Genomic DNA, 23560 nt, shown 5'->3' on the forward strand with positions numbered 1-23560 from the left:
CCTGGGCATCGCCACCACCAAAGGCCCAATCTCCTACGATATGTTGATCGCGCCGGAAGCAAAGGGATAAGCCTTTCAGGGAGTTCGTTAAACAGTCCGAAGAGGCTCCGGAATTAACGTTCCCGAAGGGTGTGTCGCGATTCAAGCCGGAACCCAACATCCGGATCGGCGCGCTTCACCACAACATCTCGGCCTTTGGCGACGGGTCTTTGTTCGCCGACCTGATAAACTCGGGCAAGGTTGTGGAGTCCTTCCTCAACAACAACATGAACATGTTGCTGCATGGGCATCAGCATCAGTTCAACCTGACGGGGGAGACGGTCTACTCGAACCTTGAAGGCAGCGGCGACGAGGACGATTACGTCACCCGGAAAACGCTGCATTGCATTGGCGCGGACAGCCTGGGCGCTCCCGGAAAACGGAAAGAAGCCGCCTTCAACCAAATTGTCGTCTTCCCGGACTCCAGCTACGATAACGCTCGGAAGGTCGAGATCAAGCGGGTCGAACTGCGCGTGGACGACGAGCGGGCAGCCGTTCGCAAGCCGCGCGAAATGGGCAAGGCCGAACTGCACATCCATGCCACCGAACTCACTTGACATGCCTGACCCCCTCTCCCTCAAGCTATCCCTGCTGGCCGAGGGGGTGCGGCTGAGCCCGGACGCCTCGGCGGCCATGACGGCGGATGGCCGGCCGCTGTCGGTGTTCGAGTACCCCACGACCGGCGGCATCACGATGGAGGTCCCCGGGGCCGGCTACGTCAACGCCCCGTTCGACGGGCCCTTCGCCGCCTCCGCGCGCTGGCTCCTGGATGTGGAGAGCGAAGACGGAGACGTCCCCGCTTTCGTCCTGCGCGACGGCGGCGCGTGCGTGCCGGTTCGCCCGTTGCCCCTGCCCGGCTACATCGGGGCGCGCGACTCGCAGGGGCGGCCGGTGGACGCGGTGGTCATGTCGCATGCCGACCGGGCCCGCTTTTCTCCCGTCCAGGGCTGCGCCTTCCGCTGCCAGTTCTGCGACGCCTATACCGACGACTATGTCTTCCACCCGCTGGAGCGGCTGCTGGAAGCGGCCGGGATCGCGCTAGCCGATCCCGTGCTTCCTGTCCGCCATGTCCTGGTCAGCGGTGGCACCCCGGCCCGCCCGGACGTTCCGGCGCTAACCGCCGTCTGTGCCGCTCTGGCCGAGGCCCTGCCGCTGCCCGTCGATGTCATGTACACGCCGCGCGAGGCGACCGACGGCATCGTCTCCGGCCTGGCCGACGCCGGCGTCCACGGCCTGTCCATCAACCTGGAGCTGTACGGAGAGGCGGCCCAGCGCCGCATCGCCCCCCAGAAGGCCGCCATCGGGCGCGCCGTCTTCGGCCACCACATCGAGGAGGCGGCCAGCCGCTTCCCCGGTTCCGGACGCGTGCGCTCCCTCCTCATCGTCGGCCTGGAGCCTCTGCAGGAAACCCTCGCCGGCGTCCGCTGGCTGTGCGAGCGCGGGTGCCAGCCGGTGTTGAGCCCGTTCCGCCCCAGCCCGGGCACGCCGCTGGCGAACGCGCCCCCGCCCCCGTTGGCCCTGTTGCGCGCGGCCTGGGAGGCCACGGCCGAGATCGCCGACCGCTACGGCCTGCGCCCAGGTCCCGACTGCGTGCCCTGCCAGCACAACTGTATCGCCTTGCCCGAGCCCGGGCGGGCCCCATGAGGCGGGCGGCCCGGCTCGATCAGATCCGCCGCGCGATCCATGGACGGCGGGTGGTGTGGTTCGGCAACCGCGCCTCCGATGGCGAGGCGCTGGCCGGCTTTCCGGAGCTGGCCTGCGCCGGCGGCATCATCGCGCCGGCGGCCGGCGACGGGGCGGCCTGGATCACGCTGACCCTGGAGGACACCTGGGGCCGTCGTGTCGATCTCAACACCGCCAACATAGACGCGATGCTGCCGTCGAAGCTGGAGTCCATGCGCACGCGCCTGCTGCGCCTGCTGCGCCAGCCCAGCGTGCTGATGTGCTATCGGCCGAGCGCCTTCCTGTCGTCGCTGATCTACCCCAGCGGCGGGAGTTGCCTCTACTGGGGCCTGCCGCACCTCCAGCAGCGCGCGTTCGAATACAAGCCCTGGGTCGAGAGCCGGATGGAGGCCCTTGGCCTGCGAGTGATCCCCTGGCGGCACTACAGCGTGGTGGACTGGCCGGAGATCATGGGCCGCTCGCAGCCCCTGCCGTGCGTGGTCCGCATGGCGACGGGCTCCGGCGGCGCCGCCATCACCCTGGCGCGGGACCTGGACGACATCCATGCCTTCTGCAACCGCGCCGATGAGGGCATCGTCTCCGTCTCCACGTTCATGCAGGGCGCCCTGCCCCTGAGCGTCAACGCCGTGGTGTTCGCGGACGGCACGGTGACCACCTCGGCCCCGTCGCTTCAACTGCTCGGGCTGGCGGACTGCACCACGCGCCCGTTCGGGTTCTGTGGCAACGACTTCGCCTTTGCGCGCGGCCTGGATCCCGCCGTGCTGGACGAGTTGGACGAGGCCGTGACACGCATGGGGGGCTGGCTGGCCCAGGCCGGGTATCGGGGGTGTTTCGGGGCCGACTTCCTGCTGAGCGACGGGGACCTGTACTTCACCGAGATCAACCCGCGCTTCACCGCATCGTCGGCCCTGGCCGCACGCCAGGATGCGGACATGAACGAAACCGATATCGTGCTGGAGCACATGGCGGCTTTTGCCGGCCTGGCCCCCGTGACCCGTCCGCCGCTGCGCGAACGCGTCGCGGCGGCCGTTCGACCCCGATCCCAGATCATGGTCTTCAACCGGAGTGACCGGGCGATCGGCCGTGCCCATGTGGAGGTCGCCGCGCCCGACGGCGCGGCGTTGACAGAGTTGCCGCGCTTCGGTCACGCCATCGAGCCGGAGGCCCAGTTCTTCAAGGTCACCTTCGACGGTGGCGTCACCGACCCCGACGGGGCGGTCACGCTTCCGGTGCGGGAGACCCTGCGTGCGTTGATTCGCCGGTTCACCGCCGGTGCGGATTGAGGGCCGCAACACCATGCCCCCTGCCCCGGCCTTGTCCCCGCCGCCTGAGGTCCTGAACCGCGCGGCCCACCTCGAAGCTCCCGCGTTCCTGCTGCACCGACCGACGCTGGTGGCGCGGCTGTCCGCACTGCGCGCGGCGTGGGATGCCTACGCCTACCCCGTCAAGGCGCAGCCCCATCCCGACGCCCTGGCCGCCGCCGTCGCGCTGGGGCTCGATCTGGACGTCTGCGGATCCGAGGAACTGGATGCGGCCCTGGCCACCGGCGCCGAAGGCCACCGCATCACCTGGACCTCGCCCTGGGGCGACGCGGCGCTGTTCGATCGTCTGGCCTCGCTGGGCGCGCGCGCGTACCTGGACTCGCTGGACCAGGTGGCGCTCTGGAGCGCCCGTCATCCGGGCCGAGGGGCCGGGTTGCGGCTGTCGGCCGGCCCCGGAACCTACGGCGAAAAGTTCGGCCTGGCGGTGGCCGACCTGCCCGCCGCGCTGACGCACCTGCGCGCCGCCGGATGCTCGCTGACCGGGTTGCACGCGCACGCCAGCGTCACCGCGCCAGACGATCCGGACGAGTTGGCGGCACCGGCGCTGGATGTGCTCGCCGGAGCGGTCGGAGCGTTGGACGAGCCGCCCGCCACATTGCGCATCAGCCTGGGCGGAGGATGGCCCGTCCGGCCCCTGACCGAGTCCGCGCCCTCCCTGGGAACCGCCCTGCTGGAAGCGGCGCGGGCACGTCTGGCCGAGCCCCTGCGGCAGCGCGGCTGCACCGTGACCCTGGCGGTTGAGGTGGGTGAGCATGTGCTCGCCCCGGCCGGTGTCTACGTCGCCCGGGTCGCCGCCGTGCATGACCGCGCGGAGCGGCGGGTGGTGGTGCTGGCCGCGCCCTGGGTGGTCGCGCCCCGGTACGAGGACTATCCGGTGGGGTTTTTCCGCCCCGGCCGCGATGGTCTGCACCCCTTGGACACCGCCCCCGGTCCGACAACGGTCTACGGGGCCAGCAACGGCCCGGCCGACGTGGTGTCACGGGGCGCGCCGCTGCCTCGCCCCCAGATAGGGGACTTGGCGATCATTGGCCACTGCGGCGCCTACCTCTCGACCCTGATGGCGCCGTTCAACGGACGCTCCATGCCGCCGATGCTGATGGTTGACGAGTCGCCCGCCCCATAACCTCGCGGCATTGTTCGACCCCGCGCCAGCCGACGCATCCCGGGACCCAAAGAAGCGACCATAACGCGCTTTTTTTGAAGATTGTTTTCAGAGCTTGCATTTTCGCCCGCACTTCATGATCCTTTAAGTTGCGGACGCGATCGCGCCGGACCATGACTGTTCAAGGGGGGATTGGGGTCATGCAGGGATATTACCAACGCACGACCATGGCGGGTGTCGTCATCGACGTCGATCCGCCAAACGCGACGTTCTCCGTGTCCCTGCGCACGGGTCACACGCTGCCGGTCCGAGTCAACGACACCTGCGTGTTCTCGGTGATGACGAACCTGGACGGCGTCAACCGCGACAGCATGCCGACCCCCACAAACGCACCAAAGGACGAGGCCCCCGACAGCGTCCCCGGCCGCATCCGCAAGTACGTCCTGTCCAACACCTATGTGGTGGTCGAGGGCACCTACATGGACCACAATCATACGACGCTGTTTGCGGCCCAAAAGATCAACATCATCACATCACAGCCGGGCCGGGTTCTGTTCGAGGAAACGCACTGGTGGCTGTCTCAGATTTCGCAAATGGCCAACCGCTGGCTGGACAATCTGTTCGACCACCGCCGCAGCTATACCATCGACGACTTCTCGCAGTTCTATCGCACAAACCTGAACATCCAGGGCATGCCCACGGACAATTCGATCCAGGAATGCGCAACCCTCGCGCGCCTGATCTACGGCCTGGCCTCGGCGTATCTGCTCACCGGCAACGAGCGCTATTTCCTGGCGGCGCGCGCCGGTGTGGCCTATCAGCGCGAAGCCTTCCGGCAGGTCAGCCATGACGGCAAGTACGTGTTCTGGGCCTATGGCCGGCAACGGCACGCGGACGGCTCGGTCACCCTGCTGGTGCCGTCGCAGAACGGCGACGACTTCAACACCATTCCGCTGTATGAACAGATCTATGCCCTCGCTGGCCTGACCCAGTACTTCCGCATCACGCTGGACTGGGAGGTGCTGGACGACATCCGGCGCACCATCGGCACCTTCCAGGCCTTCTTCCATGACGGCCAGGACGACCCGGATCGCGATCCCCCGTTCCCCGGGCTGGGCGGCTATTTCTCGCACATCGATCCGGGCACCATGCGGCCGGACAGCATCCAGCTCGGCGACAAAAAGAACCAGTCGCGGAAGAACTGGAACTCCATCGGCGACCACATCCCGGCCTATCTCATCACCCTGATCCAGGCGCTGGAACCCCTGGGTGGCGATGCAAGCGAGGCCGTGAAATCCCTGCTTGAGACCTGCCGCGCGATCCTGCTGGAAACCACCGACCTGATCGTCACCAAGTTCCCGGACCCCACCTGCCCCTATGTGAACGAGCGCTTCCACGCCGACTGGACGCCCGACCACGACTGGGAATGGCAGCAGAACCGGGCCGTCGTCGGGCACAACCTGAAGATCGCCTGGAACCTGGGCCGGGTCGCCAACTACTACAAGGCGCGGGAGAAACGGCACCGGGGTCTTCGCGAGACCGCCGAGGCGCAAGACTTCGGCCGGCGGGCGAACGAGGCGCTCACCCTCGCCAGAAAGCTTGGCGACGACATGATCCGGGTGGGTCTGGACCGCACCCGGCCCGGCGTCTACGACTGCGTGGAGCGCAAGCCTGCGAACGGCATGCCGATCCAGTTCACCTGGGGCACCCACAAGGACTTCTGGCAGCAGGAACAGGGCATCCTCGCCTATCTGATCCTGCACCACCACTTCCCGGAAGAGGGCCGCTACTACCGGGAAGCGCACGACCTGATGGCCTTCTGGAACCTGTATTTCCTGGACCGCGAACGGCAGGGCATCTTTTTCCGCACAGACGACACGGGCATGCCCATCATCGAGGGCACGTTCGCCGACAAGGGCGGGCATTCCATCTCGGGATACCATGCGTTCGAGCTGAACTTCCTGGCCCACCTCTACATCCGGTCCTATCTGATCCCGAAAGAGGCCCGCGGCCGCGACACCACGTTCTGCCTGTATTTCCGGCTCGACAAGAGCAACGGCGTGCGGTCCTTGAACGTGCTGCCCGACTTCTTCCCGCCCGGCAAGCTGCGCATCACGGAAGTCCGGGTCAACGGGGTCAGCACCCCCGGTCTGGTTCCCGATGCGGCGGACGAATTCCAGATCTCCATCAAGAACGGCATGGAAGGGGCCCAGATCGCCGTCGTCTTCCGCGCCCTGCCCTGAGCCCTCCGCCCGCCGAACACAAGGCCCGCCGCGATGCCCGAACCCCTCCTGGCGAACCGCAAGGTCGCCATCCTCGTCGAAAGCGAGTTCGTGCCCGACGAACTGGCCGCCTACCGTGACCGCTTCGCCGCCCACGGGGCGGAGGTGCATTTCGTCTCCCGCCTTTGGGGACAGAGCGAAAACACGTTCCTGAGCGACGTGACCGAACCCGACCAGACGCCGGAGGCGCTGACCGTCACCCTCGATCTGGAGGCCATCGACCCCGACGACTATGCCGCCGTCATCATGGCCGCCAACTACACCAGTTGCCGCCTGCGCTATTTCGAGACGCCCGACGGGCAGGCCGTCTCGGCGGAGGGGGTGCGCACCCCGCCGGCCGTGCGCTTCATCCGCAAGGCGATGATGAACCCCGCCATCGTCAAGGGGTTCCTGTGTCACGGCCTGTGGATCCTCACCCCCATGCCGGAGCTGCTGGCCGGGCGGCGGGTCATCTGTCACGAGGTTGTGCTGGCCGATGTGGTCAACGCGGGCGGGATCTATACGCCGTCCGACAGCGGCGTGGTGATCGACAACGATGTGGTGACCGGACGCTCCTATCACGAGGCCGGCGCGATGGCCGACGCCATCGCCGCGCAGGTCGCCGCCCCTCAGCCCCGGGCGTCCCGAACGCCCGCACGGGTCGCCGCCCCGACGCAAGGCGCCCGCCGCGTGCTGGTGGTGGTGTCGGAGCACGGCTTTTGGGGCGAGGAACTGGTGGGCCCGCTGCGTCACTATGACCGGGCCGGGTATCACGTGGACATTTGCACGCCCACCGGCCGCCGCCCGCCGGCGATCACGGTGAGCATGGACCCGGACTACATCGACCCGCCGCTGGGCCGGTCGGTGACCACGCCGGAGATGGCGGCGCTGGTGCGCGACCTTGACGACCCCGCCCATCCGCAGGGCCGGCGCCTGATGGACCCGATCGACCTGTCCGCCTGGTTTCCCGAGCGGCCGTACTGGTCGGCCCCCCAGATGGTGCGCGCCATGGAGCGCTACCACGCCGACCTGGAGGCCGCCCGGGCCGACCTCGCGGTCTACGACGGGTTGTGTCTGGTGGGCGGCAGCGGCCCGATCGTCGATATGGTCAACAACCAGCGGGTCCACGACCTGATCCTGGGGTTCCTGCGCGCCGACAAGCCCATCGCCGCCCTGTGCTACGGCGTCGCCTGCCTGGCCTTCGCCCGCACCATCGAGGACCGCCGCAGCATCCTGGCCGGCAAGCGGGTCACGGGGCACTGCCTGGAGTACGACTACAAAAACGGCACCGCCTTCATGCGCGGCCGGGGCGCGTGGATCGACTTCAACATGGGGCCGCCGCCGTATCCGCTGGAATACATCCTGCGCGACGCCACCGCGCCCGACGGCGCCTTCATCGGCAACTTCGGCCACCCCACCAGCGTCATCGTGGACTGGCCGTTCGTCACCGGGCGCAGCACGCCGGATTCCGATCTGACGGGCGAAATGCACGTCGCCATGATCGAGGGCACGCCCCCGCTGCGGCGCTGGGGGTGGTAGCGCGCTGAACACGATCGCAACGCTCGCCCAGGGGGGGCAGGCCGAAGCAGAAGGGCTGGGCTCATGGCAAAGCTTCCGGTTCATTTCGAGGTGCGCACCGGCCTGCGACCGGACGAGATCACCGGCGACGACCGCCGCTTTCTGTTCTCCGCCATGCGGTTGATGGGAAGCTGGGACGTCTTCGGCCAGTACAATGATGGCACCTGGGTCCCCGCCGTCATGGAGCGGGTCATCGCCGACGACGGCTGCGAGGCGTGGCGGACAACCGTGGCGCTGGACGAGGCCGGCATCGGCCGGACCTTTCGATGGACCGTGCGAGCCGATACGACCGACGGCCGCCAGGATATCGAGGCGCTGCCGACCGAGGTGCGCGACCACAAAAGCGAGGCGCGCCACCGGACCTTCACCCTGTGGCGGGCCGGCCAGACCGAGGTCTATCACCTGACGGCCATGCGTCGGATGGGCGCCAACAAGGTCTATCACAAGGGTCCCGACGCGCCGCCCGGCATCCGCTTCGCCTGCTGGGCGCCGAACGCGCGCTGTGTCGAGGTGGTGCGGGGCCATGCCGACAGCGGCTACATCCACAACGACGGCCGGGGCATCGTCGGCCGGCCCTACCGCATGGCGCGCGATTGCGACGGCGTGTGGACCACGGACCCCTTGATCGAGCCCGACCTGGCCGACTTCGCCGCCTGGGACCATGTGCCGTACATGTTCCGCGTCACCCGCAAGGACGGCAGTGTGCGCTATCGCACCGACCTGTTCTCGCGCTGCCAGATCGGTCGCGGCAACAAGGACCCGGAGGAGCCGGCCAGCGGCTGGGACGGCACCCGCGACGACGTGGACGGAACCCTCGCCTGCTCGGTGGTGGTCGATCCCGAGCAGATCACCGGCGAATTCGACGAGGGCGTGTGGCCCGAAACGGACTGGACCACGCCGTCCGCCTTCTGGGCCGACGAGTTCACCGACGGCAAGCCGGTGCCGACGCGGGTCGAGGATCTGGTCATCTATGAACTTCATGTGGCCGCGCTGGGCTTCGGCCGCATCGACCCGCGCACCGGCGAACCCGACCCCGGCACCCTGGCCGATGCCATCGCCCTGCTGGACTATCTGGAAGACCTGGGCGTCAATTGCATCGAACTGCTGCCCATGAACGAGTACGAGGGCAACGCCGCCTGGGGCTACGGGTCCTCGCACTTCCTGGCCATCGAGTTTTCCGGCGGCGGCCGCGACCAGATGAAGTACTTCGTCCGGGCGTGCCACCGGCGCGGCATCGCCGTCCTGCTGGACGTGGTCTACAACCACTACATCCACGAGGCCGGCCGGGCGCAGTGGATGTATGACTCGCCGGACGATATCGACAACATCTGGTACTGGTACGAGGGACGGCCCGAGCAGTACGTGGACTATCAACGCGCCGCGCTGCAGGGGGCGGGCGAGCGGCCGGCATCCGGACACGGCGGGTACATCGATAATCTCTCGACCGGGTACGCCCCCCGATTCTACGAAGAGATCGTCCGCCAGCTCTTCATCAGCAGCGCGGCCATGCTGATGACGGAATTCCATATCGACGGCTTCCGCGTCGATCAGACCACATCGATCCATGCCTATGCGGTCCGGCACGCCAACGGGGCGCCCGCCGACGATGCCCGCGCGTTCGGGGTCAAGTTCCTGCGCGAGTGGTGCCGCACGCTCAAGCTCATCAAGCCGAGCGTGATCCTGACGGCCGAGGATCATTCCGGCTGGTCGCGCGTCACCGAACCCGTCGAGACCGGCGGGCTGGGCTTCGATGCCGCGTGGTACGCCGATTTTTACCACCACCTGATCGGGGACGGGACCAACGATCCCACCAAAGCGCGCCTGTTGTGGACCGCCGGGCGGGGCGGGAACGGTCCGGTGGCCATGACCACCTTCGCGAGCGCGTTGAGCGCGGCCGCGCACGCCTCGGTCGTTTATCACGAGTCCCACGACGAGGCCGGCAACGGCGAGAACACCGCCCGCACCATCGTCACGGCGGTCAACCTCGCCCCGCTGGTGGGCGAGACGCGACGCTGGGCCGAGGCGCGGTGCCGGGTGGTTGCGGCGCTATCGCTCCTCTCCCCCGGCACGCCGATGTTCTTCATGGGCGGGGAGGTGGGCGCGGCCCAGCCCTATCGCTACAACGATTTTCTGTGGCACCGCGAGGATCTGGAGGGACTGCGCGCCGGCGACGGGGCACGCCTGTTCGCGTTCTATCAGGCCGCCATCGGTCTGCGCCGAGGGTCGGCGGCCCTGCGGTCGCGGGCCATCGACATCGTGCATGTCCATGACGCCAATCGCGTCATCGCGGTCCGTCGGTGGGACGCGGGCGAGCAATGCCTTGTTCTGGCCAGCCTGAACGCTCGACCGTTCGAGGCCGGATACACAGTGCACAGTGAAGGCCTGCCCGACGGCGACTGGCACGAGGTGCTGAACAGCGACGCCCTCCAGTTCGGCGGGTGTGGGGTGACCAACGCCGGCCCCGTGACCGCGACCGGCGGCGCGCTCAGCCCGGTCCTTCCCCGCTGCGGCGTGGTCGCCCTGCGCCACGGATAACCGGACCCGACCGCCTCGATCCTGAGTCGCCTGGATCGAGGCGGTCCCCGGCGCGGCCGCACCGACCCGTCCGGGCAAGTGGCGTCCGACAAACGATACCGCACGGTGGACTGCCGCTTGACGCGCCCCGCCGCTTCGTTCGAAATGGTGTTGTTGTGAACATATTTCCCTCTTTGGATTCATAAGGTCTGGCGCGTGTTTGACCCTTTCGGACCCCAACCGACCCCGTGCAACGATTACGAACGACTGGCCAAACACGTGCTGCAGGAAAGCGTGGTGCCGTTTCTGGGCGCGGGATTTACATACGGGGCCACGGACGGCGGGGCGTACAAGATCGAGCCTCAAACAATGCCGAAGGCTCTGACCGCCCTGCTCCAGACGGCTCTCGCGGGTCCTCCCTGTGATGGTCGACCGCCCGGCTGCACGGTCCGGGTTGCCTCGGCGGAGGCCCAGAAAAGCGGAAGCCTGGGCGAACTCTCCGAGTTGGTCCATCTGCTGCACGGGCCGCGCCATCTGTGCGAGACGTTGCAGATCGCGAACCTCGCGACGCTGCGCCCCCTGGCGAGCCACCGCTATCTGGTCTACCTCGTCCGCGAGGGACTGATTCGAGAGATCATCACCACGAACTACGATACCTGCCTGGAAACCGCCTTCTCGGAGAGTCTGGAAGACCCGGCCGCGGCGGCCCGTCAGCTTGCCGTCGTAACCTCGCTGGAGGCCTACCGCACCCTTGCGGGCTGTCGGGCGGCTCCCGGCCAGCTTCTCATCTACAAGATCAACGGCTGCGCCCGTGAATACGCGGCGGTGCGGCACTCGTGCGACCAGGCGACGGCGGAGGAGGCCGCGCGCAACATCATCCTGACCGAACGCCAGCTTCAGACGTTCCGTCAGGAACAGTGGGCGCAGGACCTGCTGCGGGACCGGGCCCGTACCCGGAACCTTCTGTTTTCGGGCTTCGGCAGCGCCGAGCCCCAGGTTCGGCATACCGTGCTGACCCTGATGGAAGAATTCGCCGACGGCCAGCGCGTGCGCGTGCCGGACGAGACCATGGACCTTCCGAACGCCCCGTTCATCCATGTCTACGGCCACACGCTGAGTTTCTACCAGACCCAGATCCTGGTCGGCTTCCTGGATGCCCACAGCCACCCCGTGCGCCTCAGGGATCATCCGGAAGCCCGCATCGAGCCCCTCTTTCGCAACGTCTTCTGTAGCGCGGGAGAGGGCGACACGCTCTCGGCCAGCACCTTCATGCAGACCCTGTTCGTCACCGTGTTTCGCGCCCTGGTGCTGCGGGCCACGGGTCCCGATCAGGACCTGGCCCTGTGGCTGCGCAACCAGACGCCCGGCGCCTGGCGCGCGTGGCTCTCACTCCCCGGGCGCCTGCTCGCACCACCCAGGAGGGACACCGGGGCGCCGGGTCCCGTGGACCGCGCGGACGGCGACGCGCTGCTGAAGGCCTCCGACACCGGCGCGTTCCCGTTGCCCCTGTGGCGCCTGCTGCACACCATGCGGTTTCCCAGCCGCCCCATGCCGCCGGACTGCTACGTCCCCCTGAGGGACGAGCCAGTGCTGGTGCTGCTGACCATGGCCTTCCTGGCCGCGTTCGGCGGTCCGACCCTGTCGAGGCCGCCGTTCGACCTGACCGTGACACCACCGCCCGGCGGAGACGACGCCGGCAGCCAGGGTGGACCCAGGCCGATGCACGTGCGGCTGATCGAGGATGCGGCCATCCAGACCGTATTCAGCACTCAGGGCGTCCCACGCGGGTCGCGCCTGATCCGGCTGATCGCCATTCCGTCGCGCCGCCCCGGCGTGGTCGAGGGCCGATGGTCGAACGTGCAACCCGTCGGCCCGGGCCAGCCTGCCCTTCTGCGGATCGGCCGATTCGCCGTCGTGTCAGCCGCCGACCTGGTGCGCACGGCCCGCGTGCCCGACCGGCTGCCCCACGTGCTGTTCGACTGCTTCGGCGCGGTTCGCCCGGAACCGGCCGCCCGCCTCACCCGCCTGTCTCCCTCCGGAGGACCGTCATGACCGATCAGGCCGCCGCGAACAAAGACAAGGTCCTGGAGGCGCATCGCCTGGTCGGCACGGATGAGCCAGCCGCCACGCCCGCCGACCGGCGGCCCTGGACGCGCCACGCCATCTATCGCAGTCGCATCTGCATCGCCACGCACCTGTCCTTCCTGGACCCGGAATGCCGCATGCCCGGCGACGTGGATGAACCCAAGGCGGCGCTGTTCCGCTACCTGCGCCAGGTTCAACAGACGGTCATGGACCACGGACTCATTCTGCCGCTGGCCGTCGTGATCGAGGTGCCGAAACAGGACCCCGAAACGCTGTTCGTCAAGGCCCTGAAACGCTGGGGCAGCGACCAGACGTGGCATCGGGGCGGGTTCACGCTCTACCTCGAAGAGCCCGGCGAGGCGGTCAAGCGGCGCCTGCACGACCTGCTGAATCCGACGGCGGAGGCGATGCAGGGCCTGACCCTCGACGAACCCCACGACCAGGCCTGGTATGCCGCCCGTCTCGAAGGCGCAGCGCAGAAGGCCGAGACCAATTCACATCCCTGGGCGGCGGACCTCGCCCGTCTGTGCGCGCAGCACCTGGAAAACGACCAACCGGCACCGGAGATGACGAACGGCGTTCCGGCCTTGAACGATTGGAAGAGTCAAAAGCTGCAGGAGATCCGGGACTTGGCCGATGGGAGCGCCCGGCCATGAGCCCGCAGGGTCTCGACACCATTCAGCGGATCAAACGGGTCACGCTGCGGGATTTTCGCGGGTTCAAGGGCGACCACACCCTCGACACCGACGCCGATCTGGTGCTCATCAGCGGGCCGAACGGTCATGGCAAGACCAGTGTGCTGGAAGCCCTGACCCTGCTGCTGACCGGCTGGCACGACCCGGCAAGAAGCCCGGCGGAGCTGATCGCGCGCGATGCCGCCGCGGCCCCGCAGACCCGGGGCGAACCGCCGCCGGAAGGGCCCGTCCGGCCCCAGTTCCGCCTGTCCGCCGAGGCTCGGGACGCGGATCAAAAGGAACGAACCCTCACGCTGGCCTTCCCGCCCTCCCCGAACATCCCGAACGGGACGGCCGGCGCGACAGACGCCACCGACGGCGATGCACACGAAACGCCCGCGACACCGGCGGTGGCGGGGCCGGTCCCCATGCCGGACGGGCTGCCGCCCTCGCAGCTCTCTGGTCCGGACACCGAGGATCGGGAACTGCCCGCCCGCCTTTGCGCCTTTTTCCAGGATCGGCTGGACCTTCTGTTCGACCAGGCGGCAACCGGCCGCACCTTCCGCGATGTGTTCGAGCCCTTGCCGCTTGAGGTCACGCGTGTGCAGGACCGGCTGGACTCCCTGCGCGCGGAACTTAAAGACGAGGAAAAGGCTCCCCGCTACCGCGATGCATGGTCCGGAAAGCCGGTCGAAGAGCTGGATGGCGCACTGGCCGACGCCTGGGCGGGCGTCGCGAACACCCTTCGGTTCCTGTCTGCCTTCACCAAGCACGACGGGCCGAACGCATTCCCTCCGGTTCCGGCCCGTATCACCGACCACACGGAGATGGACGCGTTTGCCACCAGGGTCATCGATGCTCTCGGCGGGCGGGCGGCCCGGCTCGACCGCGACGGGCTGCGCCACAGCTTCCGGCAGGCGCTCGAAAGCGCCCTGTCCGCTTGGATCGCCCAGGCCCAGAAGGACGCCGGGACGGCCACCGCGAGAACGACCAAACTCCAGGCCGAATTGGCCGAAACACGAAACCGGCTCGCGGCGATCGAACAGGCGTTCCCCACCCTGGACGCGGACATCGCCCGGTTCTCGGCCACGGAGGATGGCCTGCCCAATGCCCTGGACGTGTTCCGTGTCCTGGCGCGCCATGCCCGGGACTGGGCGCGTCCGGTGGATGACCATGGGCTGCCGGAAGACCAGCGCGAAAAGCTCTCACGCGTGACCGAGGAATTCGGCCTCGTGAACCCCGATGATGCGGGCAAGTGCGGGGAAGCCCTCGGCACATGGCTGGAACTGCGCCTGGATGCCCGCGCGGAGCGCGATGGCCTGCGCGAGCAGGAGCGGGCATTGACCCGTGCGATCGAGGGCAGCCTGTCCTCCCATCGCCTGAAAAAACTGCAATGGGCGCAGGACCGGCTCCGACCCGGCCTGACCGCCCTGGCGAACGCGTGGGAGGCGCGGCACGCCTTCACCCGTCACCGCGAGAACACGGAAGGCCGGCGTCGCGCCCGCGAGGCTCTGAAGGAGGTCCTGGCCGCCGTGAAGACGGTCGATACCGACCTGAAGAATCTGACGGCGCCCGACCAGAACACCATGAAGGAACTCAAACAGCGGGCCGATCAGGTGCTGTGGCGGTTCAGTCTGGTCGAAGGGGTTCGGCCGCTGCACCTGATCGGGCAGGACAAGGCCCCCGTCGCCGACAGAACACCGCGCGTCTACGACATCCGCACCGACGACGGCCGGCCGCTCAGGGACCTTTCCACCGGGCAGCGCGCCCAGGTCGGCGTTTCGCTGCTGGTTGCGCAGAACCTCGCCGCGTCGATGTACCTGAACCACCGCGTCATCCTGCTGGATGACGTCACCACCGCCTACGGCCTGTCCAACCTGACGCGCGAGGCCATCCTGTGGCGTCAGTTCGCCTACGGGGCCGACGACGACAGCCCCCAGAAGCGGCAGATCTTCATCTCCTCCCATCATGAGGACATGACCAACCACCTGCTTGATCTGCTGGTGCCGCCGCCGGGCCGGTCCATGCGGCTGATCCGCTTCACGGGCTGGTCCAACACGAACGGACCGGAGATCGAGACCTTTCAGGTCGAGCCCAGCGAGGATGTCCCGGTCGAGGCGCTGAAAGCCTCGCTCGGCGCATTCTGAACGAAGGAACCTCAGTCATGGTCCAGGCCCTGCGCGCGGACTTTCAGGTGGTCACGCCATTGTTCCTCGGCGGCGCGGATCAGGCCCGGGCCGAACTGCGCGCGCCCGCCCTGAAGGGACTCTTGCGCTTCTGGTACCGGGCGGCCGATCCGCTTTTCCTGGACGGCGAGGCCGCCCTGTTCGGCGCCGCCGCCGGCGACCAGTCCGGGCAAAGCGCGGTGCTGCTGCATGTGGAGGGCAAGGCACCGGCCAATTGCCCGGCCTTCGATGACTTCGATCCACGACGGTTCACAGTGCGCGGCGCCCGCCAGCCGCTCAACGGGCTGACGTACCTGGGCTATCCCTTCCAGACGCGGGGCCGGGACGCGCGCACGGCGATCCCGCCCGGCCATGCCTTCGCCCTGCGCTGCCTGTTGCCCCGCGCGGGGGACGGCACGGCGGAGTCGGACCGCGACACGCGGCGCGCCCTGGTCGCGGCCGTGTGGCTGCTGGGACACTTCGGCGCGGCCGGCAGTCGAGCGCGGCGCGGCTTCGGCGGGCTGGCGCTCACCGGCTGGCGTCCGGCCGCCGACGCGCCCGGCGGGGGCGGCCCCTGGCCGGAGCTGGAGGCCCTGCCCCTGGCCGCCTCGGCCGCAACCGTGTCCGAGGCCGAACAGGCCCTGCGCGGGGGCCTGTCCGTCCTCCGCGACTGGTTTCCACCGGACGGGTGGCGGCAGGTCCATGGGCGTTCGGAGCATCCCCATCTGGGGCCGGCCTTCCGCTATCGGCTGGAGCCCGAGGGTCATCAGGACTGGGCGCGGGTCCTGGCCGGCATGGGTTCGGCCCTGCAGCGCTTCCGCGTGGACATGGCGCCCGACGATCCCGGGAACACGGGCGAGGTGACCCCGGCCCGCGCCAGCTTCGGATTGCCGCTGACGTTTCGCTATCGCGGCGGCGGGACCCGGCCGATCACCATCGTGCCGTTGAACGACCGCAGCAAGGGCACCTACGAGCGTCACGGCAGCCTGTTGTTCCTGCGCCTGCTGCCGGTCGGCGGACGGCTGCATCCGCTTTACGTGCGCATGGACGGCGCGGTCCCCGGCGAGCAGCCGCCGGCGGCGGTGCGCGGCCAGATGCGTCCGCTGAAACCCGCCCGGACCAACGCCATGGATGCCTTCTTCGACTCGCTGGCATCGGGCGGGGGGCGCGGCCGATGAATGCCTTTCAGTTCTGGCAGCAAAAGATCATCCAGGTCTTCCACGATCCCCCCGCCAAGCCGTTCGGGGGCATTCCGAAGGTGTCCGGCGGGCTGAAGTCGATCACCGAACGGCTGTTCGACCTGTTCCAGGAGCACATCCAGGGTCGCAAATGGCGCCACCGGTACAAGGCCGCCGACTGGGCGGCCTCGGGCGCCGACCGGCCGATGCTGTATGTGCCGAAGAAGAAGGGCGTCAGCGGCCTGGGCTCCGTGCGCTGGCCGAACCAGCCCGTGATCTCGCACCCGCTTGCGCCCGGCCGCCTGCTGGAGTTGAGCGGCGCGGCCAGCACGGACAGAGGCGAGACCCCGGCGCTTGAGGACGCCCTGGAAGACGCCCAGGGCCAGCCGCGCGATCTGATCGACGAACAGGAGGACGTCGCGCGCGACCTGGCTGTGCTGGTCAGGCTGTCCTTCGACGAAAAGGACCTGCATTACGCCTTCATCGTCCCGTGGCGCCGCTACCGCGATGACCTGATGGCCCGGTTCCCGAACGATCCCCTGTGGCAGGAACCGCCGGCGGAAAGCCGCTCGCCCGATCATTCCATCTGGGACCATCTGAAGGTCACCACCGCCCTGGCCTTCATGCAGCCACACACATGGAAGGAGCCGCCCAGGGACCTGGACACGCCCCGGGAGCCCTGGATGCTGCGGGTCTCGCTGGGGCCGGTGGGGCGGTTCATCGGGCAGGCCCGCACCTCCCGCGACCTGTGGATCGGCTCGTTCCTGCTGGCCGATCTGGCGTGGCACGCGATGCAACGTATCGTCGAGCAGTACGGACCCGACTGCATCGTCTATCCCGACCTGCGCGCCAACCCCCGCGCCGATGTGTGGCTGGCCGGGGCCTATCCCGAAGCGCTGCCGGAACAGGGCAAGGAGCCCGCCACCTACGCCGCCGTGCTGCCGGATGCCTTCGTCGCGCTGGTGCCCCGGGGCGGCGCGGGGCACCTGATGACTCTGGAAGAGCTGGCGCGGCAGTGCCAGGAGCGGGTCGAGGCGCGCTGGGCCGCGCTCCACGGCTGCGTCAAGACATGGATCAGGAACCGGGTCAGACCGGACGGCACCGCATGGGAATCCATCTGGGATCGCCAGACCGCGCGCTGTCCCATTCACGTCACCTGGACGGCGGTGCCGTGGCGCCCGATGGAGCGCATCGAGGAGGCGGAGTCCCTGCGCGGGCGGGCCCTGCCCAACCAACCCGCCCGCCTCCCGATCAGGACGGCGGATCACGCAGCCATCGCCGCCCGCCGCGCCCGCCTGAGCCCCTGGGTCGCCCCGGAGGTCTGGGCGCATTACGAGCAGGCGCGCGACGTCTACGCCCACGCCAATCTCGACCTTCACCAGATGGAACGGGGCTTCGACTACGCCCTGACCCACCACATGCTGGGCGTCCGCCACGCCCTGCGCGAGGCGGCCCATCCGGCTCCCATCCCTGACGACGAACCCGGCGAGAAATGCACCCTGTGCGGCGAACGCGAGGCCCTGCACGGCGGACCGTCGGGCCCCCTGCCCCTTTGGCAGGCCCGCAAGCACGGACGGGACTTCTGGCGGGTGAAGGACCTGGACCGGGACGAGACCGGCGAGGAACGGCTGTGCGCGGTCTGCACGACCAAGCGCTTCCTGATCGACGCGGACCAGTCAAGGGTCCCCCAGAAGAGCCTGCTCGGCGTCGTGTGGGCGGGTTCCTCGGGCATCCAGGCGGGCGACGGCAGCGCGCGCGACCGGGACGGCCGACTGCGCGTGCCCTTCCCGTCCACGGCCACGGTGGCGGCGCAGGGGTTCCTGGAGGCCACCTTCGGCGAGCCCCGCCTGCACACCGCCCTGGAGGCCCTGGCCGAGGCCTGCCGGACCGCCGCGCTGCCGCGCACCAGCTTCCCGCGAACCCTGCCCCGGCTGGCGGCCGTGTATCACGACGCCCCCGCCCCCGTCAGGGCGCTGCTGGAATACGAAGCCGAGGACATGCTGTTCCCCGAGGTGCTGGACGGCAAGGCGAGGACGTTCGAGGCGAACGGAGACCTGGCCAAAAAAGAGCGCCATCAAGCTTTGGCAAAGGCTGTCTCCGCATTTCGACAGGCCGCCGCGGCCATGGACATCCCCGCCCCCACCACCCGCATCGCCGTCCTGCATCTGGACGGTGACAATATGGGCAAGCTGCTGGTGGGCGAGGCGGACGCCATCGCGGCCCGCTGGCGCGACGTGCTGCACCCCCAGGTCATCGATCGCCTGGGCCGGAACGGCCACCTCAAGGCCGCCGGTTGGGGCGATCTGCTGGACGCCAAACGGCTGATGGGGCCCTCGGTGCATGCCTTCATCAGTCGCGCGCTCGGGCAGTTCAGCCACCGCATCGTGCCCTGGGTGGTGGAGCAGGAGTTCTCGGGCGTCCTGATCTATGCCGGCGGCGACGACGTGTTGTGCCTGGCGCCGGCCGACGAGGCGATCCCTTTGGCCGCACGCCTGCATCAGCTTTTCTCGGCCGCCTGGGTGGTGGACACCTTGCCGCATCAGCAGGTGTGGGCCTGGCGCCGGCCAGGGTGGCGCGGCGAGGACGACCAGACCGAGGCCCGAAAACGCTTCCTCATTCCCCGCGCGGACGGGCCCGGCGCGCCGATCCGCCTGGGCGTGCCCGGCCAGCGCGTGGCGCGGCATGTCTCCGAAGACACCGACCCCCCCGCCATGGACGTGCGCGGCCTGTTGCTGCCGATGCTGGGCTCGGGCGCCAGCCTGTCGGCGGGCGTGGCCATCGGGCACTACAAGACGCCGCTGTCCGTCATGCTGTCCCGCGCCAGCGACCTGGAAACGATGGCGAAGGCCCAGGGGCGGTCTGCCATCGCCCTCGGCCACGCCTCACGGGGGGGCGTCAAGACCGGCTTTTCCCTGCCCTGGGGCGTCGCGGACGCAGACGAACCGCCCACCGCCGCCGCAACCCTCACGCAGGTCATCAAGGCCTTTCGCAAGGGAACACTGCCGGGGCGCCTGCCGTACAAGCTGCGCGACATCAGTGCGTCGGTGAATGACGCCCTCGACGTCATCGGCCGGTCCGGCCAATCCGGGAAGGACCGACAGGCGGCCGAGCAGACTCTTTTGCACGGGATGTTCAGGAGTTGTCTGGAGGGGTCCGTGCCGGACTCCGTCAAGAAGGCCGCCGAAGAGCTTTGGCTCAGGGGTGTCACTGTTGCCAGAGCCTGTCCGGACGCGGACGGCAGCGTGCATCCGGAGCACTTCGCCGACGGCTTGCTGGTGTGCCGGGAACTGGCGCGGGGTGAGTCCGCCGGGGAGGCCGAGGCATGAGCCCGAGAGATGGAACCCCGTTCCTGGTCGAACCCGTCGAACCCGTCGTGTTCGGCCCGCCCCAGTCGGGCTACGCGGGGGAGGCGCATCGCATCGCCTCGCAGTTTCCGCCCGCGCCGCGCACCTTCCAGGGGCTGGTGAGAACCCGCCTGTTGCTGGGTGCGGAGCCGCCCCTGGACCTGTCCGACCCGGCCATGGCCCCGACCCTCGCCGATCTGGTCGGCCCGCCGGCCGCGCTGCCCGAGGGATGGCAACTGACCGGGCCCTTTCCGGCGGCGCCGGACGACACGGCGGCCGAGGCGGACCAGCCGCCGCCGCTGAGCCCATGGGTGCCCACGCCCCGCTTCCTGCTCGGCCGCCGGGACGACCGGACGCCCCGACCGCCCCTGTTTGCGCGCCGGATCGCATGCGGCGGGCATCCCGTGCTGTCGGACCTGGGCGACGAGACGGCCACCCCCGCCCTGGGACGTCCGGACGCGGGGGCGGTCTCACCTCTGGGGGGCTGGATCGGGCCCGCCAATCTGCGCGCGGCGCTGGAGGGCGAGGCAGTGGGCGCCGCCGCCTGGAGCCCGCACCACTGGTGCCCCGGGCGACCGCGCTTCGTGCGGACGGAGACTCAGCCGGGTCTCGCCATCGATCCCGGAACCGGCACCGCGCAGGACAACGCCCTGTATTTCGCGCAAGCCCTGCGGTTCGCCGCCGGAAGCGGTCTGTTCGGGAGTCTGCACGGCCCGCTGGGGGCGGGCCTGCGCGAACAGGCGCTGACGGACGGCGCGGTCCAGGCCGGGCGCAAGGGCCGCCTCGCCGTGTTCCGCCCCGTCCCGGCGCTTCACCCGGACTGGACGCATGTGACGGAAGGGCATCACCTGCCGGAGTCGGTGGACGAGGAGGGCGCCCGCTTCTGGCTGGTGGCGCTGACCCCGGCCTTCCTGCCCGACCCGCGCCGGCCCCTCGACCGGGTCAACCCGGGCAGCGATGTGACCTTGGCGGTGGACGCCGCCCTGACCGGCCCGCCCCTGACCATGGGTGGGTTCGAGATGACCTCCGGCCGCCCCCGGCCCAATCGCCTGTACGTTCCGGCGGGCAGCGTCTGGCTGGTCCGCCTGCGGGGCGGCACGCCGGAGTCCCGCGCCGCCACCCTTCGCGCCCTCAACAACCATCACCCCCTGGGCGACCCGATCGAGGCCGCCATGGGGTTCGGACACACCCTCGTCGGACGGGGTCCGTTGACCACGGAGCAGGGATCATGACGATCTGGAGCAACACGGCGGTGCTGGGGCTGTACACCCTGTCGCCGACCCACTACGGCACGGGGCAGACCACGGGCGCCGTCGATCTGCCCATTGCGCGCGACGCGGCCACCGGCTTTCCGGTCCTGCCCGCCCCCGGCATCAAGGGCGTGCTGCGCGACGTGGCCGAACACACGGATGCCCTGGCCGGCAAGGTCACGGCGCTGTTCGGCGCCTGGATCGGCGGGACGGAAAGCGGAGACCTCGCCCCTGGCCTGCTCGCCTTCACAGAAGCCCGGCTGATCGCCTATCCCGCCCGCAGCCTCAGCCGGCCGTTCCTGCATGTCACCTTCCCGCTGATCCTGGAGGGGCTGATGCGGGACCTGCGCGCGACCGGGGGCAGCCTGGGTTCACCCCTCGACACCATCACGGTCTCCGAGGAGAGCGGCGCGCGGGTGGCGGACCCGGCCCTGGACGGTGAAGCGGTGATCCTGGAGGACCTGATCTACCCGGCCGAGGAGGTGACGCATGACAAGGCCGTCGAAGCCCTCGCGAACAGCCTCGCCGCGCTGATCCCGGACCACGAAACCGCCACGCGCGCCCGCCTGACCCGGGGGCTGGTGGTCATTCCCGATGCCGACTTCGCCGCGCTGATGCAATCGGCGATCCCGGTCCATGCCAGGGTCCAGCTCACCAGCATGAAGACGACCGACAGCCACAACGGCGAGAGCGGCAACCTCTGGTACGAAGAAGCGCTGCCCTCCGACTGTCTGTTCGCCGCGTTGATCGGCGAACGCCGGGCGCGCCCCGGCGGCCGCGCCAACGCCCACACTGGCAACGACCGGGCCGGGCTGGGCGACCTGATTTCCCGCGCCGACGCCTTCGGCGTCCTCCAGATCGGCGGCAACGAGACCGTAGGCCAGGGCCTGTGCCTGGGCACGCTCCTTGCCGGCCAGACCGGGAGGGCCGCGCCATGACCGCCCCGCTCTCGCACCGGAACCTGAGCTCAGCCCGGGCGCGGTTCGCCTATGCGGAAACCGTGCATTGGCCGGATCGCTGGCGACCGGAAGCCACCGCACGGGTCCAGGGCCTGCCGATCCAGATGCGGACCCAGGGACTGCTGGTCACGCTGGCGATGCTGACCGGCGGCGGCGACGATGGCCAGAAGGCTTTCAAGGGGGTTGATGACACCCTGGCCCGCACCCTGACGACCTGGCTGCTGGTCGAAGCGCCGCACCGCCCCTTGGGCCGGGCCGGCGCCAAGGCGCAGCCGTTTCCCGCCGATCTGCTGGACATCCTGACGAAGGCGCCGCGCGCCGATTACGCGGCCGCGCAGCGCGAGGCGATCCTGTTGCTCGACCAGATCAAGATCTTCGCCAAGGCCCTGCCCCGGACAAGGACCTAGCCGATGTGCGAATTTCCGTTGACCCCGGGCGGCCCCGACGCCCGCCGCATCGTCGCGTCCTGGATCACCGCCGCCGAGGCCAACCCCGGCCTGGTGTGGGACCGCTATCTGCCCCTTTGGCAGGGCGATACGCGGTACCCCAAGTCCAAAAACAGGTCCGGCAAGACGGACGGGACCCCCACGAAACAGGCCCTGGACCGCTTCGTCGAGGACCGCCAACGCGCCGGTCATGCGGGCAAGCCCTGGATGCTTGAACAGGGCGCGCGCCAGCGCCGCGCGCTGGAGGCCCTGGCCCGGCGGTCGGGCCGGGTGCTCACCATGGTCGAGGCGCGGACGCTCTCGCGCTTCGTGACCGGCCTGGGGGCCGACCATCCGACCGACAACGGCTTCCGGTTCGACCCGTCCAGCGGGCTGCCGTTTCTGCCCGGATCGGCGGTCAAGGGCCTCTGCCGCCGCGCGGCCGAGCTGGAGGGACGAAGCCAGGCCGACCGTGACGCATGGTTCGGACCGGACCTGACCCACACCGCCGTGACGGCCGCCCAGGGCGGGGTGAGTTTCTTCGATGGTGTCCCGTTGCACTGGCCGTCCCTGGCGGTCGACGTGGTCACGAGTCACCACCCGACCTATTACCGCACCCTGACCGAAAAGGACGGGTTCAGACGCAAGCCGCCCACCGAAACGGAAGACCCGGTGCCGGTGCCGTTCCTGACGGTGGACGCCGGCGCGGTCTTTTCCATCCCGCTGCTCAGCCGCGCGGCCGAGGCCGAGGCCGTCGCCTCGCTGCTGGTCACGGGTCTGTCCTGGCTGGGCCTCGGCGCCAAGACGGCGGTCGGCTACGGCATCATGGACGCAAAGGTCGCGGACTAGGCCCCGCACAGGGGGTTGGCGGAGGGAGTGGGTCTGGGATCGAATGGTCTCTGGGGGGTGGAAGGCGTTCAGGACACAACTGCCCGGAAAGGCTTTGATCTTTTGTAACGCGTATGCAAAAGACTGGAACCG

General features: G+C 69.2%; 16 protein-coding genes. All 16 read left to right on the plus strand.

All coding sequences use genetic code 11. The annotated features are described in order from the left end of the window. Positions 1 to 131 precede the first annotated feature (131 nt). The 16 genes from GHC57_RS13600 to cmr6 all read left to right on the plus strand — a co-directional run bounded on the left by GHC57_RS13600 (position 132) and on the right by cmr6 (position 23428). Complete coding sequence (locus GHC57_RS13600) at positions 132 to 596, plus strand: hypothetical protein (protein WP_153345154.1); 465 nt, start codon at positions 132 to 134, stop codon at positions 594 to 596. 1 nt (position 597) lies between these two features. Beyond that, positions 598 to 1683 carry a radical SAM protein gene (locus GHC57_RS13605; protein WP_170294878.1) on the plus strand — a complete coding sequence of 362 codons (1086 nt, stop codon included), beginning with the start codon at positions 598 to 600 and terminating at the stop codon, positions 1681 to 1683. Next, a complete protein-coding gene (locus tag GHC57_RS13610) occupies positions 1680 to 3005 on the plus strand; it encodes an ATP-grasp domain-containing protein (RefSeq protein ID WP_153345158.1) in 1326 nt (441 codons plus the stop codon). The genes GHC57_RS13605 and GHC57_RS13610 overlap by 4 nt, the downstream gene beginning before the upstream one ends. 13 nt (positions 3006 to 3018) lie before the next feature. Continuing rightward, the gene (locus GHC57_RS13615) at positions 3019 to 4167 is read left to right on the plus strand and encodes a type III PLP-dependent enzyme domain-containing protein (protein ID WP_153345160.1); all 1149 of its coding nucleotides are present in this window, start codon (positions 3019 to 3021) and stop codon (positions 4165 to 4167) included. A 179-nt stretch (positions 4168 to 4346) separates the two neighbouring features. Beyond that, positions 4347 to 6389, plus strand: a complete 2043-nt coding sequence (locus GHC57_RS13620) for an AGE family epimerase/isomerase (protein WP_153345162.1) — start codon at positions 4347 to 4349, stop codon at positions 6387 to 6389. A 33-nt stretch (positions 6390 to 6422) separates the two neighbouring features. Further along, positions 6423 to 7946, plus strand: coding sequence for a DJ-1/PfpI family protein (locus GHC57_RS13625; RefSeq protein WP_153345164.1), 1524 nt, complete (start codon positions 6423 to 6425; stop codon positions 7944 to 7946). A 63-nt stretch (positions 7947 to 8009) separates the two neighbouring features. Continuing rightward, positions 8010 to 10520: an alpha-amylase family glycosyl hydrolase gene (locus tag GHC57_RS13630; protein ID WP_153345166.1), complete on the plus strand. Its 2511-nt coding sequence runs from the start codon at positions 8010 to 8012 to the stop codon at positions 10518 to 10520. 195 nt (positions 10521 to 10715) lie between these two features. Continuing rightward, positions 10716 to 12551, plus strand: coding sequence for an SIR2 family protein (locus GHC57_RS13635; RefSeq protein WP_153345168.1), 1836 nt, complete (start codon positions 10716 to 10718; stop codon positions 12549 to 12551). Next, on the plus strand, positions 12548 to 13240 hold the full coding sequence (locus GHC57_RS13640; RefSeq protein WP_153345170.1) for a hypothetical protein: 693 nt from the start codon (positions 12548 to 12550) through the stop codon (positions 13238 to 13240). Before GHC57_RS13635 ends, GHC57_RS13640 begins: the two co-directional genes overlap by 4 nt. Further along, complete coding sequence (locus tag GHC57_RS13645; protein WP_153345172.1) at positions 13237 to 15405, plus strand: AAA family ATPase; 2169 nt, start codon at positions 13237 to 13239, stop codon at positions 15403 to 15405. Before GHC57_RS13640 ends, GHC57_RS13645 begins: the two co-directional genes overlap by 4 nt. A gap of 17 nt (positions 15406 to 15422) precedes the next feature. Further along, positions 15423 to 16601 carry an RAMP superfamily CRISPR-associated protein gene (locus GHC57_RS13650; RefSeq protein WP_153345174.1) on the plus strand — a complete coding sequence of 393 codons (1179 nt, stop codon included), beginning with the start codon at positions 15423 to 15425 and terminating at the stop codon, positions 16599 to 16601. Next, entirely contained in the window at positions 16598 to 19927 is a 3330-nt protein-coding gene (cas10, locus tag GHC57_RS13655; protein ID WP_153345176.1) for a type III-B CRISPR-associated protein Cas10/Cmr2, read from the plus strand. The genes GHC57_RS13650 and cas10 overlap by 4 nt, the downstream gene beginning before the upstream one ends. Beyond that, the gene (locus GHC57_RS13660) at positions 19924 to 21177 is read left to right on the plus strand and encodes a type III-B CRISPR module-associated Cmr3 family protein (protein WP_153345178.1); all 1254 of its coding nucleotides are present in this window, start codon (positions 19924 to 19926) and stop codon (positions 21175 to 21177) included. Before cas10 ends, GHC57_RS13660 begins: the two co-directional genes overlap by 4 nt. Continuing rightward, a complete protein-coding gene (gene cmr4, locus GHC57_RS13665; RefSeq protein ID WP_153345180.1) occupies positions 21174 to 22133 on the plus strand; it encodes a type III-B CRISPR module RAMP protein Cmr4 in 960 nt (319 codons plus the stop codon). The genes GHC57_RS13660 and cmr4 overlap by 4 nt, the downstream gene beginning before the upstream one ends. Continuing rightward, on the plus strand, positions 22130 to 22561 hold the full coding sequence (locus GHC57_RS13670) for a type III-B CRISPR module-associated protein Cmr5 (protein ID WP_153345182.1): 432 nt from the start codon (positions 22130 to 22132) through the stop codon (positions 22559 to 22561). Before cmr4 ends, GHC57_RS13670 begins: the two co-directional genes overlap by 4 nt. Positions 22562 to 22564: 3 nt before the next feature. Next, positions 22565 to 23428 (plus strand): type III-B CRISPR module RAMP protein Cmr6, encoded by an 864-nt coding sequence (gene cmr6, locus GHC57_RS13675; RefSeq protein ID WP_153345184.1) that lies wholly within the window; start codon positions 22565 to 22567, stop codon positions 23426 to 23428. The last annotated feature ends 132 nt before the right edge of the window (positions 23429 to 23560 follow it).

Origin of the sequence: Roseospira navarrensis (genome assembly GCF_009601025.1) — a bacterium.
Taxonomy (GTDB): domain Bacteria; phylum Pseudomonadota; class Alphaproteobacteria; order Rhodospirillales; family Rhodospirillaceae; genus Rhodospira; species Rhodospira navarrensis.